Raw genomic sequence first — 17,350 nt, 5'->3', positions numbered from 1 at the left:
GCTAAGTCCGGTCCGACGGTGGCGCCTCGAACACGCAATCGCCGCAGACCGACCGACCCGGCAGGCGATAGAAGAGGCAGCAACTATGACGTTTGAAGCCCAGGCGTGGGCCGGTGACGCCCGATCCGGCCAGCGCGCCGGTACCGAGCAGCGCATGGGTCATCTCGGCGATCCGCGGGCCGAGGTCGGACCGCACCGCGAGCAGGGCCCGGGCGGCGCCGGTCAGCGCGGAGGCGACATTGCCCGCCAGCAGCGCGGGCGCCAGCTTGACCCGCAGCCCGGCGGCGAGCGGCTCCATGTGCTCTTGCACCACCACCAGGTACAGCACGTCGGATGAGTTCGCGGGGATCCCGACGGGCGCGGGCAGCCGCAGTTGCGCCCCGTCGTCGGCGCGTTGCAAGTCGTTGAGGTCGGGGACGACGCCGTGACCCAGCGCGCATGCGAGCACGGGTGACCACAGCCGGGTGGCGTGGCCGAGGTGAACCAACGAGGCGGCGACGCGCAGGTCCGTCGTGCGATACCGCCTGGCGGTGGCGTCGATCAGGTCGGTGAAGCCGTCGGCGTAGGACCGCCCGACCGGGTGCCAACCCGCGGCATCACCCACGGGCAACGTGAAAAACCCTTTGTAGCAGGCTATTTCGGCCAGCTCAGCGGAGATGTCCATGTATGCGCAAACCAAGCCTTTAAGGGAGATCCGCCCCGGTTGTGGTGAGGAGCGCCGACGGTGGCTCCCCGGTGGGGACAGCCCGGTCCCGGTCACAGTGGCTGGACCGCGCCGGATTCACCCCGGTTTCCTCGGGCTTATGCCCCGTCGGCGCCTTTCGGTAGCAGATGTTGCCATACGGGTGACGGGCTCGGCGTGTCCACTTGAATCGAACAGGTGTTCGGCTACTGTGGAGAACGTTCGGTGAGTCAACTTGTCGGTGGCCTTCTCTAGTGTCACGGCCAACCGACCGACACCGGTCACCGAACACACCGAATCATAGGAGAGGCACCATGACGCAAGCCCCCGACCGCGAGAAGGCTCTCGAACTGGCGATGGCCCAGATCGAAAAGAGCTATGGCAAAGGCTCGGTGATGCGTCTCGGCGACGAGATGCGTCAGCCGATCTCGGTCATCCCGACCGGATCCATCGCACTGGACGTGGCCCTGGGCATCGGCGGCCTGCCCCGCGGCCGGGTCGTGGAGATTTACGGCCCGGAGTCTTCGGGTAAGACCACCGTCGCCCTGCACGCGGTGGCCAATGCCCAGGCGGCCGGCGGCGTCGCGGCGTTCATCGACGCCGAGCACGCCCTGGACCCGGACTACGCCAATAAGCTGGGCGTGGACACCGATTCCCTGCTGGTCAGCCAGCCCGACACGGGGGAGCAGGCCCTCGAGATCGCCGACATGCTGATCCGCTCCGGCGCGCTGGACATTTTGGTCATCGACTCGGTGGCGGCGCTGGTGCCGCGCGCGGAGCTCGAGGGCGAGATGGGGGACAGCCACGTCGGTCTTCAGGCCCGGCTGATGAGCCAGGCGCTGCGGAAAATGACTGGCGCGCTGAACAATTCGGGAACCACCGCGATCTTCATCAACCAGCTGCGGGAAAAGATCGGGGTGATGTTCGGCAGCCCGGAAACCACCACGGGCGGTAAGGCTTTGAAGTTCTACGCGTCGGTGCGCTTGGACGTGCGCCGGATCGAGACGCTCAAGGACGGCACCAACGCGGTCGGTAACCGTACCCGGGTCAAGGTCGTCAAGAACAAGGTGTCGCCGCCGTTCAAGCAGGCGGAATTCGACATCCTCTACGGCAGGGGAATCAGCCGCGAGGGTTCGCTGATCGATATGGGCGTGGAGCAGGGCTTCATCCGCAAATCCGGTTCCTGGTTCACCTACGAGGGTGAGCAGCTCGGTCAGGGCAAGGAGAATGCCCGCACCTTCCTGATGGAAAACGGCGAGGTGGCCAACGAGATCGAGAAGAAGATCAAGGAGAAGCTCGGCATTGGCGCGGTCGTGACCGATGACGACGTCCTGCCCGCCCCCGTCGATTTCTGAGCCCTCTCGCGAGGAGCAGGCGCGGACGCTGTGCCTGCGCCTGCTCACCGCGAGGGCGCGCACCCGGGCCGAGCTGCACGGCCAGCTGGCGAAACGTGGTTACGCCGAGGACATCAGCGCTACCGTGCTCGACCGGCTCGCCGCCGTTGGCCTGGTCGATGACGGCGACTTCGCCGAGCAGTGGGTGCGGTCCCGCCGGGCGAAGAGCAGGCGGGCCCTGGCCGCCGAACTGCGCACCAAGGGTGTCGACAGGGACGTGATCGCCACCGCGCTGTCCGGGATCGACGCCGGTGCCGAGCGGGACCGGGCCGAGCAGTTGGTGCGGGCCAAGCTGCGCCGGGAGACGCTGGACGGCGATGACGCGCGCGTGACCCGCCGGCTGGTCGGGATGTTGGCGCGCCGTGGCTACAGCCAGAACCTGGCGTGCGAGGTCGTCCTCGCCGAACTGGCCGCCGAGCGGGAGCGCCGCCGGGTCTAGCCCGGTGACGTGCGGTTTCTCGCCCGCCGACCGGTCGCCGTACCATGGCCCCGTGACTTCGATGGTGGCCCGAGACGTCTCGGGGGCGCGTACCTACCAGGTGCGCACCTACGGCTGCCAGATGAACGTCCACGATTCCGAGCGGTTGGCGGGTCTGCTGGAAGCGGCCGGCTACCAGCGGGCGGTCGAGGGTGCCGACGCCGACGTGGTCGTCTTCAACACCTGCGCGGTCCGCGAGAACGCCGACAACAAGCTGTACGGCAACCTCAGCCACCTGGCGCCGCGCAAGCGCGGCAACCCCGAGATGCAGATCGCGGTCGGGGGTTGCCTGGCTCAAAAAGACCGGGATGCGTTGCTGCGCAAGGCGCCCTGGGTGGACGTCGTCTTCGGCACGCACAACCTCGGATCGCTGCCCACGCTGCTGGAACGGGCGCGGCACAACAAGGTCGCCCAGGTGGAGATCGCCGAGTCGCTGCAGGAGTTTCCGTCGTCGCTGCCGAGCGCACGCGAATCGGCTTACGCCGCTTGGGTTTCCGTTTCGGTCGGGTGCAACAACAGCTGCACCTTCTGCATCGTGCCCTCGCTGCGGGGCAAGGAGGTCGACCGCAGCCCGGCCGACATCCTGGCCGAGGTGAAGGCGCTGGTGAACGACGGCGTACTCGAAGTCACGCTGCTGGGCCAGAACGTCAACGCCTACGGTGTGTCGTTCGCCGACCCGGCGCTGCCCCGCGACCGCGGCGCCTTCGCGCGCCTCCTGCGAGCCTGCGGCGACATCGACGGTCTGGAACGGGTGCGGTTCACCTCCCCGCATCCGGCCGAATTCACCGACGACGTCATCGAAGCCATGGCGCAGACGCCGAATGTCTGCCCCGCCCTGCACATGCCGCTGCAGTCGGGCTCCGACCGGGTGCTGCGGGCGATGCGGCGCTCGTACCGCGCCGAGCGCTACCTCGGCATCATCGACCGCGTGCGCGCGGCCATGCCGCACGCCGCCATCACCACCGACCTGATCGTCGGATTTCCCGGTGAGACCGAGGAGGACTTCGCGGCCACCCTGGACGTGGTGCGGCAGGCCCGGTTCGCGGCCGCGTTCACTTTCCAATACTCCAAGCGGCCCGGTACCCCGGCCGCCGAGCTCGCCGGGCAGCTCCCGAAAGCCGTTGTGCAGGAACGCTATGAGCGGCTGGTCGAGCTGCAGGAACAGATCTCGCTGGAGGGCAATCGCGCGCTTGTCGGCCACACTGTCGAGCTGCTGGTCGCCGCCGGCGAGGGACGCAAGGACACCCGCACGGCGCGGATGACCGGACGCGCCCGCGACGGCCGCCTGGTGCACTTCAGCTTGGACGAATCCGGGGCCGACCGAATCCGACCGGGGGATCTCGTCACCGCGGTGGTCACCCAGGCCGCGCCGCACCACCTCATCGCCGACGCCGGCATCCTCAGCCATCGCCGCACCCGCGCTGGGGACGCGCACGCCGCCGGGCAGCGCCCGGGTGGCATCGGGCTCGGCATGCCCCCCGTCGGACCGCCGGCCGACCCAATCGAACCCCTTGGATGTGCCCGATGAACGAAGAACACCCCGACCTCGACGCCCTGCGCACCGAAATCGAGGCCGCCGAGCGCCGCGTGGCACGCGGATTCGACCCGGGCCCACGGGGTTTCGTCGTGGCTATCCTGGTCTTCGTGCTGCTGGGATCGTTCATCCTGCCGCACACCGGCGCGGTGCGCGGCTGGGACGTGTTGTTCAGCAGCCACGGCGCCGGCGCGGCCGCGGTGGCGCTGCCGTCGCGGGTGTTCGCCTGGCTGGCGCTGGTGTTCGGCGTCGGCTTCTCGATGCTGGCGTTGGTCACGCGGCGCTGGGCGCTGGCCTGGATCGCGCTGGCGGGTTCGGCGCTGGCCGGCGCGGCGGGACTGTTGGCCATCTGGTCGCGCCAGACGGTGGCCGCGGGGCACCCGGGCCCGGGGGTGGGGCTGATCGCGGCCTGGATCGTCGTCCTCACGCTGACCTATCAATGGGCCCGGGTGGTGTGGTCGCGCACCATCGTGCAACTCGCGGCCGAGGAGCAGCGGCGCCGCGTCGCGGCGCAGCAGCAGTCGATGACGCTGCTCGACAGCCTGGACGATGGGTCCGCCGCCCCGAACGGCCGGGGAGGGCCGAACGACGCGCCCCCCAGGGATCCCGAAGCCTAGGGCTTGCGGGTCAGCGCCTCGGCGGCCGCCTGCGCCCACTGCCGCCACTGCTCGGCGTTGACCCTGGCCTCTTCGGCCTCTTTAGTTCGGCCCGCCGCCGCGGCCTTCTCGGCCTGCTGCTCGAATTGTTCGGCGCGGGTGCGGAACTGCTCGGCGCGGGCCTGCGCCTGCGGATCCGACCAATCGGCCTCGCCCGCGTCGCGCACCTTCTTCTCGATCGCGCGCAGCCGGCGCTCCAATTCGGCGGACCGCTCCCGCGGCACCTTGCCGATCGCGTCCCACTTCTCGGCAATCGACCGCAGCGCCGCCCTGGCCGCGTCGTGGTTGCTCGTGTCGATCTTCTCCGCCTCGGCCAGCAGCGCCTCCTTGGCGGTGGCGTTGGCCCGCAGCTCCGCGTCCTTCTCCGCCGTCGCCGCGTTGCGGGCCGCGAAGAAGATGTCCTGGGCCGCCTTGAACCGCCGCCACAGGGCGTCGTCGACGTCGCGGGCCGCTCGGCCCGCCGCCTTCCACTCCGTGAGCAGCTTGCGGAACTCCGCGCTGGTGGCGGTCCAGTCCGTCGAATCGGACAATTCCTCGGCCCGTTCGCACAGCCGTTCCTTGGCCTGCCGGACTCCCACCCGTTCCCGGTCCAGCTCGGCGAAGTGCGATCCCCGCCGCCGGTTGAAGGCCTCCCGGGCCGCCGAATAGCGCTTCCACAGCGCGTCGTCGACCTTGCGGTCCAGGCCGTTGATGGTCTTCCACTCGTCAAGGATGGCCCGCAGCCGGTCGCCGGCCGCCTTCCACTGCGTCGAGTTGGCGCCCAACTCCTCGGCCTCGGCGGCCAGCGCCTCCTTGCGTGCGGTCTGGGTGGCGCGATGCTCGTCGCGGCGGGAGCGCTCCTCGGCGACGGTGCTCTCGACCTGGTCGATGAGGCCGGTCAGCCGGCGCGCGAGCGCGTCGATGTCGCCCAGGACGGACGCCGTCGGCAACGTTTCGGCCAGTTCGGTGGCGTGGGCTTTGATCTTGCGGGCGTCACCGGTTCCGGCCGCGAGCCGCTCCTCCATGAGGGTGATCTCGGTGCTCAGGTCGTCGAAGCGACGGCCGAAGTGGGCGAAGGCGGCTTCTCGGTCGCCGGCCTGCCAGGAGCCGACGATGCGCTCGCCGGCGGCGGTGATCAGCCAGACCGTCCCGTCGTCGTCGACCCGCCCGAACTGATGCGGATCGCTGCGCGGGGGCGCCGGTATGGGATGGGCGGTGGGCCGCGGCCCCGGACTGAGCGGCCGGGGCCCGGGACGTGGTCCCGGACGTGGCACCGGGCGCGAAACCGGTTGGGCCACCGGGTCAGCCGGGTCTCCGCCGTGTGGTTCGTCAACCGTCATGCGCTCGTCACCTACCCTTCGCGCGTTCGCTATTCCGCGCGCACCTGCCGCGCGTAGCGGCACCGTCTGCTGCGGCCGTCGGCCGGGCCGTCTCGGCTCTCCCAACAGCTGCTTAACAGTATTCAAGCAGCTTGGCTGCCCCTGCGCCGCCACCCTGGTGTTCTCGTTCCGGATGCGTTCGCCCGGACGCAGCGGTATGACAGTTGTCCGTACCCCGACTCGGACGGAGAACGCATGGCCAAGGCGGACATCGCCGCGTTGCTCGCGTTGGCGTCCGCACTCTGCGTGGCGATCGGCGACGTCCTGCAGCAGCGCGCGACGCACCGGATCACCGACACGTCGGTCGGGCAGCTCGAACTCTTCCGCAGGCTGCTGGGCAACCGGCGCTGGCGGTGGGGCGCCCTGATGCTGGTGGTCAGCATCGTGCTGCAGGCCGCCGCACTGGACCAGGGTTCGGTGTTGCTGGTGCAGGCGTTGCTAGTCCTGTCCCTGCTGTTCGCGTTGCCGATCAGCGCCAGGCTGGCCGATCGCGCGGTGACCGCCCGGGAGTGGGCCTGGGCCGTCGTGCTGACCGCCGCGGTGACCGTGATCGTTACCGTCGGCAACCCGCAGGCGGGCCGTTCGACCGCGCCGCTGCGGACCTGGGCCACCGTGGCGGCGGTGTTGGTTCCGTTGCTGGTCGGATGCGTGGTGGCCGCCCGGATCTGGGGCGGCGCCCTGGCCGCGGCGCTCCTCGCATTCGTCTCCGGTTCGCTCTGGGCCGTCTTCGCGGTGCTCGCCAAAGGCGTCGTCCATCGGGTCGGCGACGGTGGGTGGGCGGTGGTCCGGACACCCGAGCTGTACGCCTGGCTGCTGGTCGCGCTGGCGGGGTTCGCTTGGGAGCAATCGGCCTTTCGGGCCGGCTCGCTGACCGCGTCCATGCCGACGCTGGAGGTATCCCAGCCGGTCGTGTCGGCCGTGCTGGGCGTCGTCGTCCTCGGCGAGACCCTCGGTACCGGGCGCGCCGGAATGCTGGCGCTGGCGGTGGCCGCGCTGGTGATGACGGCCGCCACCGTCGAACTCGCTCGCGTCGACGCCTCCGCGACGCGCGATAGGGTCGCGGCGCGGCTCGGGGACATAGCCGCACAACCGGCATAGCCTGGCCGCCGGTGTAACCGAATCGCGGCGGTACGCACAGGGCCTACTTATGTTGATGAAGTATCAACAGTGGATGAACCGGTCAAAGAGCAGTGACGTGCTGCACGTCATAGAGTTGTTGCTGAACTGATCGCGAATTTTTGGTGTATTTCCCCGCACCCCAGGGAAAGCTGGTCGGGGCAGTTGTGAGGTGAGGGGTCGCACGTGTCAAAGGTTGATGTCGCGGCGCTGATAGCGCTGTGTGCGGCGTTGGCGTCCGCGGTCGGCGATGTGATCCGCCAGCGCTCTGCGCAGGAGATCACGGACAAGAAGGTCGGCCATCTCGAGCTGTTCCGCATGTCGCTGCGGGACACCCGGTGGTGGTTGGGCGGCCTGGCCGCGATCGTGAATTACAGCCTGCAGGCCGGGGCCCTGGCGTGGGGCTCGGTGGTGTTGGTGACCGCGCTGCAGGTGACCGCGTTGCTGTTCGCCCTGCCGATCTACGCGCGGCTGACCAAGCGCCGGGTGACCCGCTGGGAGTGGGTGTGGGCGGTGATACTGGCCGGCGCCCTGGCGGTGGTCATCATCGTCGGCGACCCGGCCTCCGGCCATCAGCGCGCGCCGGTTCAGACGTGGGCCATCGTCGCCGCGGTGATGGTGCCGCTGCTGGTGGCGTGCGTGGTGGCCGCGCGGATCTGGTCGGGCAGCCCGTTCGCGGCCGCGCTGCTCGCGGTGGTGGCGGGTTCGGCCCTGGCGTTGTTCGCGGTGCTCACCAAGGGGATCGTCGAGATCGGCGAGGACGGCCCGCTGGCCGTGCTGACCGCGCCCGAGTTCGTCCCGTGGCTTCTGCTGGCGCTGACCGGGATGATCTTCCAGCAGTCGGCGTTCCGCGCCGGCGCGCTGACGGCCTCGATGCCGACGATGACCGTGGCGAAGCCCGTGGTGGCTGGCCTGCTCGGCATCTTCGTGCTCGGCGAAACGCTGAACGCCGACGGTCCCAAGGCCTTCGTGCTGGTAGCGGCGATCGCGGTGGTGATCGTGGCAACTGTCGCTCTGGCCCGCGGCGAGGCCGCCACCATGGTCGCGGAGGTGGGGCGCGACGACGGAAGCATCGCGCCGGACGCGTGGTCATCCGAGGACGGTGACCCCGGCCCTTTTAACACCGGCCCCGTCGTCGTGGCGGCCGAGGCCTGAGCGGACGCGTCGGCGAACCATTAGTTTGGTGGCGTGCTCAGCGGGATTGCCATCGTTCCTTCGGCTCCGCTGCTGGTGCCCGAGCTCGCCGGAGCGGCCGCCGCGGAGGTGACCGACCTGACGGCCGCGGTGCTGGCGGCGGCCGCCCTATTGCCCGCGCGCTGGACCGTCATCGGGACCGCCGGGCGTGACGACGTTTTCGGCCCCGACACGGCCGGCTCGTTCGCGGGTTTCGGCGCCGACGTGCGGGTCGGGTTTTCCCCGCAAGCCCCGTCCGGGCCGCCCGCCGAGCTGCCCGTGTGCGCGTTGCTGGCCGGCTGGGTCCGGGCCCAGGCCCGGCCCGACGCGACCGCGCAGGCCCGCGTCTACTCCGCCGACCACGACGCCGAGACCGCGCTGGCCCAGGGGCGACGCTTGCGCGCCGACATCGACCGATCACCGGAGCCGATCGGCGTGCTGGTCGTGGCCGACGGCGCGAACACCCTGACGCCGGCCGCCCCCGGCGGATTCGACCCGGGCAACGCCGGCGCGCAGGCCGCCCTCGACGACGCGCTGGCGACGGGCGACGTCGCGGCCCTGACGCGGCTGCCTCGGCAGATCCTGGGCCGGGTCGCCTTTCAGGTGCTGGCCGGCCTGTCCGAACCCGGGCCGCGATCGGCCAAGGAGCTGTACCGGGGTGCGCCCTACGGCGTGGGCTACTTCGCCGGCGCCTGGCAGCTCTGAGGTGGCCGTGCGACCGCTGGCGATCATCGGCCCCACCGGAACCGGCAAGTCACAGCTGGCGCTCGACTTCGCAGAACGGGTCGAACGGCTCGAGGGCCCCGCCGAAATCGTGAACGCCGACGCGATGCAGTTCTATCGCGGAATGGACATCGGGACGGCCAAGCTTCCCGTCGACCAACGCCGCGGCATCCCACATCACCAGCTCGACGTCCTGGACGTCACCGAGACCGCGACCGTCGCCCGCTACCAGCGCGCGGCCGCGGCCGACGTCGAGGCGATCGCCGCCCGCGGCGCCGTCCCCATCATCGTGGGCGGCTCGATGCTCTACATCCAGTCCCTGCTCGACGACTGGTCGTTCCCGGCGACCAATCCCGCCGTGCGGGCGCGCTGGGAACAGCGGCTGGCCGAGGTCGGGGTCGGCGGGCTGCACGCCGAGCTGGCCCGCCGCGACCCCGCCGCCGCAGCGGCCATCCTGCCCACCGACGCGCGGCGCACCGTGCGGGCGCTCGAGGTGGTCGAGCTGACCGGCCGGCCGTACGCCGCGTCCGCACCCCGAATCGGCCCCCCGAGGTGGGACACCGCCATCGTCGGACTCGATTGCGACACAACGATTCTGGACGAGCGGTTGGCCCGCCGCACCGACGCCATGTTCGACCAGGGCCTGGTCGGCGAGGTGAGTGCGCTGCTGGGCGGGGGCCTGCGCGACGGGGTCACCGCGTCGCGCGCCCTGGGCTACGCCCAGGTGATCGAGGCGCTCGACGCCGGGGGCGGCGCGGATCGACTGCGCGAAGCGCGGGAACAGACCTACGTGGGCACCCGACGCTACGTGCGACGGCAGCGGTCGTGGTTCCGCCGCGACCACCGGGTCCACTGGCTGGACGCCGCGGATAGCAAGCGGCTCGTCGACGAAGCCCTGCGAGTCTGGCGCCACGTATCCTGAGCAGGTGAATCGCGCGGCGCACCTGACTTTCGCCAAGGGCCACGGCACGGAGAATGACTTCGTGTTGTTGCCCGATGTCGACGCGGCGCTCACACTCACCGCGCCCCGGGTGGCCGCCTTGTGCGACCGGCGGCGCGGGCTGGGCGCCGACGGGGTGCTGCGGGTGACCACCGCCGGTGCCGCCCATTCGGCCGGCGTGCTCGACCGGCTGCCCGACGGCGTGGACTCGGCCGACTGGTACATGGACTACCGCAACGCCGACGGCTCCGTCGCCCAGATGTGCGGCAACGGCGTCCGGGTGTTCGCGCACTACCTGCGGGCCAGCGGGATGGAGTCCCGGGACGAGTTCGTGGTCGGGTCGCAGGCCGGCCCCCGGCCGGTCACCGTGCACCGCGTCGATGCGACGTATGCCGACGTCACCGTCGACATGGGCAAGGCCAACACGCTGGGCGCGGGCGAGGCGACGGTCGGCGGGCGCCGGTTTTCCGGCCTGGCGGTCGACGTGGGCAATCCCCACCTGGCGTGTGTGGATCCCGACCTGACCGCCGAGGAGCTGACGAGGCTCGACGTGGCGGCGCCGGTCAGCTACGACCACGCCCAGTTTCCGGAGGGGGTCAACATCGAAGTTCTCACGGCACCGGCCGGTGGCGCGGTGCGGATGCGGGTGCACGAGCGGGGCGTGGGTGAGACCCGCTCCTGCGGCACCGGCACGGTCGCGGCCACGGTGGCCGCACTGGCCGCCGGCGGGGCGGACACCGGCACCCTCACGGTCCGGGTGCCGGGCGGCGACGTCGTCGTCACCGTCACCGATGCCACCAGCTACCTGAGAGGGCCCTCGGTGCTGGTGGCGCAGGGGCGGCTGAGCGGGGAATGGTGGGACGCGCAGTAGCGTTAATTCGAGTGCACGACGCCGATCCGCCGTGCATCATCGTGTATTGCCTATGACATATCCAGAATCTCCCAATTTCGCTCCCGCAGTAGCGGAGCCAAGCACCGGCGAACTCGCCCTGGAAGAACGGTCGGCGCTGCGCCGCGTCGCCGGTCTCTCCACCGAACTCGCCGACGTATCCGAAGTCGAGTACCGCCAGCTCCGGCTGGAACGCGTAGTGCTGGTCGGTGTGTGGACCGACGGCACCGCCGCCGACAGCGAGGCCAGCATGGCCGAGTTGGCCGCCCTGGCCGAGACCGCCGGTTCCCAGGTGCTCGAGGGGCTCATCCAGCGCCGCGACAAGCCCGACCCGTCGACCTACATCGGCTCGGGCAAGGCCCAGGAGCTACGCGAAGTGGTGCTGGCCACCGGCGCCGACACCGTGATCTGCGACGGTGAACTGTCCCCGGCGCAGCTGACCGCGCTGGAGAAGGCGGTGAAGGTCAAGGTCATCGACCGCACCGCGCTGATCCTGGACATCTTCGCCCAGCACGCCACCAGCCGGGAGGGCAAGGCGCAGGTATCGCTGGCCCAGATGGAGTACATGCTGCCGCGGTTGCGCGGCTGGGGTGAGTCCATGTCCCGGCAGGCCGGTGGCCGCGCCGGCGGCAGCGGGGGAGGCGTGGGCCTGCGTGGTCCCGGTGAAACCAAGATCGAGACCGACCGCCGCCGCATCCGTGAACGCATGGCCAAGCTGCGCCGCGAGATCAAGGACATGAAACAGGTCCGCGACACCCAGCGCAGCCGCCGCCTGCACAGCGACGTGCCCTCGATCGCCATCGTCGGCTACACCAACGCCGGCAAGTCGAGCCTGCTCAACGCGCTGACCGGCGCGGGAGTGCTGGTGCAGGACGCGCTGTTCGCCACGCTGGAACCCACCACCCGCCGCGCCGAGTTCCCCGACGGGCGGCCGCTGGTGCTCACCGACACCGTCGGGTTCGTCCGGCACCTGCCCACCCAACTGGTCGAGGCGTTCCGCTCCACGCTGGAGGAGGTCGTCGACGCCAGCCTGTTGCTGCATGTGGTCGACGGCTCCGACGCCAACCCGCTGGCCCAGATCAACGCGGTTCGCGGGGTGATCTCCGACGTCATCGCCGACCACAACGGCGACCCACCCCCGGAGCTGTTGGTGGTCAACAAGGTCGACGCCGCGAGTGGGTTGACCCTGGCCAAGCTTCGTCACGCGCTGCCCGGCGCGGTCTTCGTCTCGGCCAGGACCGGCGAGGGCATCGACGCGCTCCGGCGCCGGATGGGCGAGCTGGCCGTTCCGGCCGATACCGCGGTGGACGTGGTGATTCCCTATCACCGCGGTGACCTGGTGGCCCGGCTGCACGCCGACGGTCGCGTGCAGCAGGAGGAGCACAACTCCGACGGCACCCGGATCAAGGCCCGCGTACCGGTGGCGCTGGCCGGGCGCCTGCAGGAGTTCTCGACGCGCTGATCTGCCCGGCGACCGGACCCCGCCGGCCGCCGACCAACCGTCTGGTTGGTATATGTTGGGCGACAGAGTTTCCAGTCGCCGGAGGTCATTCACATGGGCAGTGCCGTCAAGTACCAGCGCACTCTTTTCGAGGCGGAGCACGACCTGTTCCGTGAGTCCTACCGGGCCTTCCTCGATCGCCACGTCGCGCCCCATCACGACGAATGGGAGAAGGCGAAGATCGTCGACCGGGGCGTGTGGCTCGAGGCCGGCAAGCAGGGCTTCCTCGGCATGGCGGTGCCCGAGGAGTACGGCGGCGGGGGCAACCCCGACTTCCGGTACAACACGATCATCACCGAGGAGACCACCGCCGGTCGCTATAGCGGGATCGGCTTCGGCCTGCACAACGACATCGTGGCGCCGTACCTCCTGGCCCTGGCCACCGAAGAGCAGAAGCAACGCTGGCTGCCGAAGTTCTGCAGCGGCGAGATCATCACGGCGATCGCGATGACCGAGCCGGGAACCGGCAGCGACCTGCAGGGCATCAAGACCCGCGCGGTCGCCCACGGCGACCACTTCGTGCTCAACGGTGCAAAGACGTTTATCACCAACGGAATCAACGCCGACTTGGTGATTGTGGTGGCGCAGACCGATCCCGACAAAGGGGCGCAGGGCTTTTCGTTGCTTGTCGTCGAACGCGGCATGGAGGGTTTTGAACGCGGCCGGCACTTGAACAAGATCGGGCTGGACGCGCAGGACACCGCCGAGTTGTCGTTCACCGATGTCAAGGTGCCCGCTGAAAACCTGCTGGGGCAGCAGGGCATGGGATTCATCTACCTGATGCAGAACCTGCCGCAGGAGCGGATTTCGATCGCCATCATGGCCGCCGCGGCAATGGAGCAGGTGCTGGAAGAAACCCTGCAATACACCAAGGAACGCAAGGCATTCAACAAGCCGATCGGCAGCTTCCAGAACAGCCGCTTCGTGCTCGCGGAGCTGGCGACCGAGGCGACGGTGGTGCGCATGATGGTCGACGAGTTCATCCGGCTGCACCTGGACGAGAAGCTGACGGCGGAGCAAGCGGCGATGGCCAAGTGGTACTCCACCGAAAAGCAGGTGCACCTGATCGACCGTTGCCTGCAACTGCACGGCGGCTACGGCTACATGCGCGAATACCCGGTCGCCCGTGCCTATTTGGACGCGCGGGTGCAGACCATCTACGGCGGAACGACCGAGATCATGAAAGAGATCATCGGGCGCAGCCTCGGGGTCTAGCGCTAACACGTTGGTCGACAACGCCATCGGGCCGGCCAATTCGCACCCCGACGGCAAACCTCATCAATGCCCGGCGCGCGAGGCGATTTTTCGGGTAGATCGTTGAAGAGTTAATGGCTTCACGTACCGTCGGCACATGTGTTCGGGGTACGTCGCCCGCGTAATGGCGCATCGTCGAGCCGAAAAGCGCGACGCCGCTGACGACCCCGGTAGGTCCGGCAACTCCCGCGGGCGCGGAATCGCAACGCGCGACGGCGGCCGTGCGCTATTGCGCAGGCGGGCGTCGGGTTCGGATACCCATGCGTCGCGCGACCGATGCTGCTGTCGGTCGCGATTTGAGCGTGGCTCTGCATCATTTCGACATCGGCGTGGTATCCGTTTTTGTAATATTCGTGATTTGACTTCGCATTTTTCGTCCGCGGGAGCAAAGTTATGCGCGCCCGGTGGTAATGCGGATCGGAACGGGGTTGTTTCCCCGCGGTCGGACTACGGCCCGCCTGCCGGCTGTGCAGGCACGGGCCTAGTCGCTGACAGGGGCATGGCCGTCGGCTGGGAGGCTTGGTGAACGGGCAGAGAGGTCACATGCGCAGGCTGGTCGCGAGCGCGCTGGTCACCTTGACCGCCACGGCAATAGCCGCCGCCTTGCTGGCGCCGCCGGCAGCGGCGTCTCCCATCGGCGACGCCGAGGCGGCCATGATGGCGGCCTGGGAGAAGGCCGGGGGCGACGGTTCACCCTTGGGCGCCCGGAAGGGCGATGTGTACCCCGCCGGGGATGGTTTCGCGCTGGACTTCGACGGCGGCAAGATGTTCTTCACCCCGGCGACCGGCGCCAAATTCGTCTACGGGCCGATCCTGGACAAATACGAGATGCTGGGCGGGCCCGCGGGCAGCGATCTGGGGTTTCCCGCCATCAACGAAGTGCCCGGGCTCGCCGGACCCGACAGCCGCGTGAGCACCTTCTCCGCCAGCGACAAGCCGGTGATCTTCTGGACGCCCGAGCACGGCGCGTTCGTGGTGCGCGGCGCGATCAACGCCGCCTGGGACAAGCTGGGCAGTTCGGGCGGCGTCCTCGGCGTCCCGGTCGGCGACGAAACGTACAACGGCGAGGTGTCCGCCCAGAAGTTCAGCGGCGGCCAGGTCTCGTGGAACAGGCAGACGAAACAGTTCTCCACCGACCCGCCCGCATTGGCCGACCAGTTGAAGGGCCTGCAGGTGGCGATCGATCCCACCGCGGCCATCAACATGGCCTGGCGCGCGGCCGGCGGGCCCAATGGGCCGTTGGGGGTGAAGAAGGGTGCGCAATATCCGATCGGCGGCGACGGGATCGTCCAGGACTTCGCCAACGGCAAGGTCTATTTCAGCCCCGCCACCGGCGCGAACGCCGTCGAGACCAACATCCTGGCCAAATACGAGTCGCTCGGCGGACCCGCCGGCAGCGACCTGGGTTTCCCCACCGCCAACGAATCCGACGGCGGCATCCCGTCGAGCCGTATGGTCGCGTTCTCCGGCGCCGACAAACCGGTGATCTTCTGGACGTCGGAGCGCGGCGCGTTCGTGGTGCGCGGCGCCATGAAAGCGGCATGGGACAAGCTCCGCGGACCGACCGGCAAGCTGGGCGCGCCCGTCGGTGACCAGGCGGTCGACGGCGACGTCGTCTCGCAGCAGTTCGCCGGCGGCAAGATCTCGTGGAACCGGGCGAAGAACACGTTCAGCACGGATCCCGCCAACCTTGCGCCGCTGCTGTCCGGCCTGCAGGTGTCGGGCCAGACCCAGCCGAGCAACTCGGCGATGCCCACCCACGCCAAGAAGTTCACGTGGCAGTGGTGGTGGCTGCTGGCCGCCATCCCGGTGCTGGTGCTGATCGCCTTGGCCGGATTGCTGGCGGTCGGTTGGCGTCGGCGTCGCGCCATTCGCGAGGATGCCGGCTACGAGCCTCCCCGCGACCTCGATGCCGGTTACGACGCCGGCGCCGAGCGGCAGTGGGGACGCGACGACGTCAGCACCGAGCATTTCGCGGGTGAGCAGGAAGCGCCCGAGGCGGCCGGCCGGGTGAGCTGGCGGCGCGGCGGCGCCGATGAGGATTCATTCGAGCAGGACCCCGACGCGGTGGACACCGACTCCTTCTCCGCGGTCTCGCCGGCGGTCCTGTCGGAGGCCGGCTACCCCGAAACGGAGACCGAGTACGTCGAATCCGATTACGGCGCATCCGATTACGCCGAGGGGGATTACGCGGACGAGGATTACGCCGAGGTCGAGTACGCCGACGATGAGCGGGAGTCCGCCTACCCGGACGCCGCCCGTGGCGACGATGACTACGTGGAGGCCGAATACCTCGACGTCGCCGTGGCGCCGACGCCCCCGGACCCCGAATTCGACGCGGGTGGCCCCGACGTCGGCGCCCCCGAGGGCGATTATCCGGATGTTGCGGTCACGCACGTCCCGGCGGACGTCGCCGAGGCCCCCACTCCAGAAGCCGCCGCTCCGGAAGCCGTCGTGACGGCCGCGGCCGCGGCCGCTGCCGAGCAGCGCAGCGGGCGGCACGCGGCCACGGATGACGAGGACACCGCCGGAGGGGCCGGCCCGGCCGGGCGCCCGACCATCCACCTGCCGCTCGACGATCCCTATCAGGTGCCCGACGGATACCCGATCAAGGCGAGCGCCCGCTTCGGTCTGTACTACACACCGGGCAGCGAGCTCTACCACGACACGCTCGCCGAAATCTGGTTGTCCAGCGAAGAAGTGGCGCAGGCCAACGGCTTCGTCAAGGCGGACTGAGCCGACCAAAAGTCCGCGACGGGCTAGACCTTGCGGATCACCGTGACGACCTTGCCGAGCACGGTCGCGTCATTGCCGGGAATGGGGTCGAACGCGGGGTTGTGCGGCATCAGCCATACCTGACCGCCCGCGCGCTTGAACGTCTTCACGGTGGCCTCCCCGTCGAGCATGGCAGCGACGATGTCGCCGTTGTCGGCGACGTTCTGCTGGCGCACCACCACCCAGTCGCCGTCGCAGATCGCCGCCTCGATCATGGAGTCGCCGACAACCTTGAGCAGGAAGAGCGTGCCCTCGCCGACCAGCTCGCGCGGCAGCGGGAAGACGTCCTCGACCGCCTCCTCGGCGAGGATGGGGCCACCTGCAGCAATGCGCCCGAGGACCGGAACGAACGTCGGCTCCGGCAGGGCGTCCGAGCCGGCGACATCGGTGGTGCGGGCCGTCACCTCTTCGTCCGCGCCGCGGACATCGACCGCCCTTGGGCGGTTCGGGTCGCGACGCAGGTATCCCTTGCGTTCCAGGGTGCGCAGTTGATGAGCCACCGACGAGGTCGACGTCAGACCGACGGCGTCGCCGATCTCCCGGATGCTCGGCGGGTAACCGCGACTGGTGACCGACGCGCGAATGACGTTCAGGATCGTGCGTTGCCGTTCGGTCAGCGCTGAATCCACGGCGTGCAGCCGACCGCCCGCGCCGGCCGATGAAGTGTCGTTGCTGTCGCTCATGGCACTGAATGTAACCCCACGGCGGCCGAGAATCAAACATGTGTTCGACTAGCGTGTCGCCCTGCCGGCGCAGCCGCGAGATCGCCCGCCGAAGTCGTTAATCACAAAGGTGTAACTCTTCGGCAGATCGGGTATTTCAGCCGCATGTCAGCTCTAGCGACCGCGGCCTTGTCGGTGGCGTGGTCTAGCGTTCG

General features: G+C 69.5%; 15 protein-coding genes. 12 read left to right on the top strand and 3 right to left on the bottom strand.

Going from position 1 to position 17,350, the window contains the following annotated elements:
- Position 1: 1 nt before the first annotated feature.
- On the bottom strand, positions 2–664 hold the full coding sequence (locus A5756_RS08480) for a (2Fe-2S)-binding protein (protein ID WP_066950399.1): 663 nt from the start codon (positions 662–664) through the stop codon (positions 2–4).
- 332 nt (positions 665–996) lie between these two features.
- Between A5756_RS08480 and recA the strand changes: the two genes are divergently transcribed.
- The 4 genes from recA (at position 997) to A5756_RS08460 (ending at position 4,705) form a co-directional block, all read left to right on the top strand.
- Positions 997–2,037: a recombinase RecA gene (recA, locus tag A5756_RS08475; protein WP_066950396.1), complete on the top strand. Its 1,041-nt coding sequence runs from the start codon at positions 997–999 to the stop codon at positions 2,035–2,037.
- Positions 2,003–2,515 (top strand): recombination regulator RecX, encoded by a 513-nt coding sequence (gene recX, locus A5756_RS08470; protein ID WP_066950393.1) that lies wholly within the window; start codon positions 2,003–2,005, stop codon positions 2,513–2,515. Before recA ends, recX begins: the two co-directional genes overlap by 35 nt.
- Positions 2,516–2,576: 61 nt before the next feature.
- Positions 2,577–4,082 (top strand): tRNA (N6-isopentenyl adenosine(37)-C2)-methylthiotransferase MiaB, encoded by a 1,506-nt coding sequence (gene miaB, locus A5756_RS08465; protein WP_197505751.1) that lies wholly within the window; start codon positions 2,577–2,579, stop codon positions 4,080–4,082.
- Positions 4,079–4,705 carry a hypothetical protein gene (locus A5756_RS08460; protein ID WP_066950386.1) on the top strand — a complete coding sequence of 209 codons (627 nt, stop codon included), beginning with the start codon at positions 4,079–4,081 and terminating at the stop codon, positions 4,703–4,705. Before miaB ends, A5756_RS08460 begins: the two co-directional genes overlap by 4 nt.
- Here A5756_RS08460 and A5756_RS08455 read toward each other — a convergent pair.
- A complete protein-coding gene (locus A5756_RS08455; RefSeq protein ID WP_066950382.1) occupies positions 4,702–6,063 on the bottom strand; it encodes a DUF349 domain-containing protein in 1,362 nt (453 codons plus the stop codon). The genes A5756_RS08460 and A5756_RS08455 overlap by 4 nt on opposite strands.
- A gap of 234 nt (positions 6,064–6,297) precedes the next feature.
- Here A5756_RS08455 and A5756_RS08450 point away from each other — a divergent pair, with 234 nt between their 5' ends.
- The 8 genes from A5756_RS08450 to A5756_RS08415 all read left to right on the top strand — a co-directional run bounded on the left by A5756_RS08450 (position 6,298) and on the right by A5756_RS08415 (position 16,434).
- The gene (locus tag A5756_RS08450; RefSeq protein WP_066950379.1) at positions 6,298–7,200 is read left to right on the top strand and encodes a DMT family transporter; all 903 of its coding nucleotides are present in this window, start codon (positions 6,298–6,300) and stop codon (positions 7,198–7,200) included.
- A 204-nt stretch (positions 7,201–7,404) separates the two neighbouring features.
- Positions 7,405–8,373 carry a DMT family transporter gene (locus A5756_RS08445; protein ID WP_066950375.1) on the top strand — a complete coding sequence of 323 codons (969 nt, stop codon included), beginning with the start codon at positions 7,405–7,407 and terminating at the stop codon, positions 8,371–8,373.
- 33 nt (positions 8,374–8,406) lie between these two features.
- Entirely contained in the window at positions 8,407–9,096 is a 690-nt protein-coding gene (locus tag A5756_RS08440; protein WP_066950372.1) for a hypothetical protein, read from the top strand.
- 7 nt (positions 9,097–9,103) lie between these two features.
- Positions 9,104–10,036: a tRNA (adenosine(37)-N6)-dimethylallyltransferase MiaA gene (gene miaA, locus A5756_RS08435; protein ID WP_066950631.1), complete on the top strand. Its 933-nt coding sequence runs from the start codon at positions 9,104–9,106 to the stop codon at positions 10,034–10,036.
- 22 nt (positions 10,037–10,058) lie between these two features.
- Positions 10,059–10,925, top strand: a complete 867-nt coding sequence (gene dapF / locus A5756_RS08430; protein WP_066950627.1) for a diaminopimelate epimerase — start codon at positions 10,059–10,061, stop codon at positions 10,923–10,925.
- A 52-nt stretch (positions 10,926–10,977) separates the two neighbouring features.
- A complete protein-coding gene (gene hflX / locus A5756_RS08425) occupies positions 10,978–12,405 on the top strand; it encodes a GTPase HflX (RefSeq protein ID WP_066950368.1) in 1,428 nt (475 codons plus the stop codon).
- Between the two features lie 93 nt (positions 12,406–12,498).
- On the top strand, positions 12,499–13,659 hold the full coding sequence (locus A5756_RS08420) for an acyl-CoA dehydrogenase family protein (RefSeq protein WP_066950365.1): 1,161 nt from the start codon (positions 12,499–12,501) through the stop codon (positions 13,657–13,659).
- A 582-nt stretch (positions 13,660–14,241) separates the two neighbouring features.
- The gene (locus A5756_RS08415; protein ID WP_066950362.1) at positions 14,242–16,434 is read left to right on the top strand and encodes an LGFP repeat-containing protein; all 2,193 of its coding nucleotides are present in this window, start codon (positions 14,242–14,244) and stop codon (positions 16,432–16,434) included.
- A 23-nt stretch (positions 16,435–16,457) separates the two neighbouring features.
- On the opposite strand, the gene lexA is transcribed toward A5756_RS08415, so the two are convergent.
- Positions 16,458–17,156 (bottom strand): transcriptional repressor LexA, encoded by a 699-nt coding sequence (gene lexA / locus A5756_RS08410; RefSeq protein WP_066950360.1) that lies wholly within the window; start codon positions 17,154–17,156, stop codon positions 16,458–16,460.
- Between the last annotated feature and the right edge of the window lie 194 nt (positions 17,157–17,350).

Source organism: Mycobacterium sp. 852002-53434_SCH5985345 (assembly GCF_001667155.1).
Lineage (GTDB): Bacteria > Actinomycetota > Actinomycetes > Mycobacteriales > Mycobacteriaceae > Mycobacterium.
The sequence above is the reverse complement of the archived record's forward strand: the minus strand, read 5'-3'. Positions and strand labels throughout refer to the sequence as shown.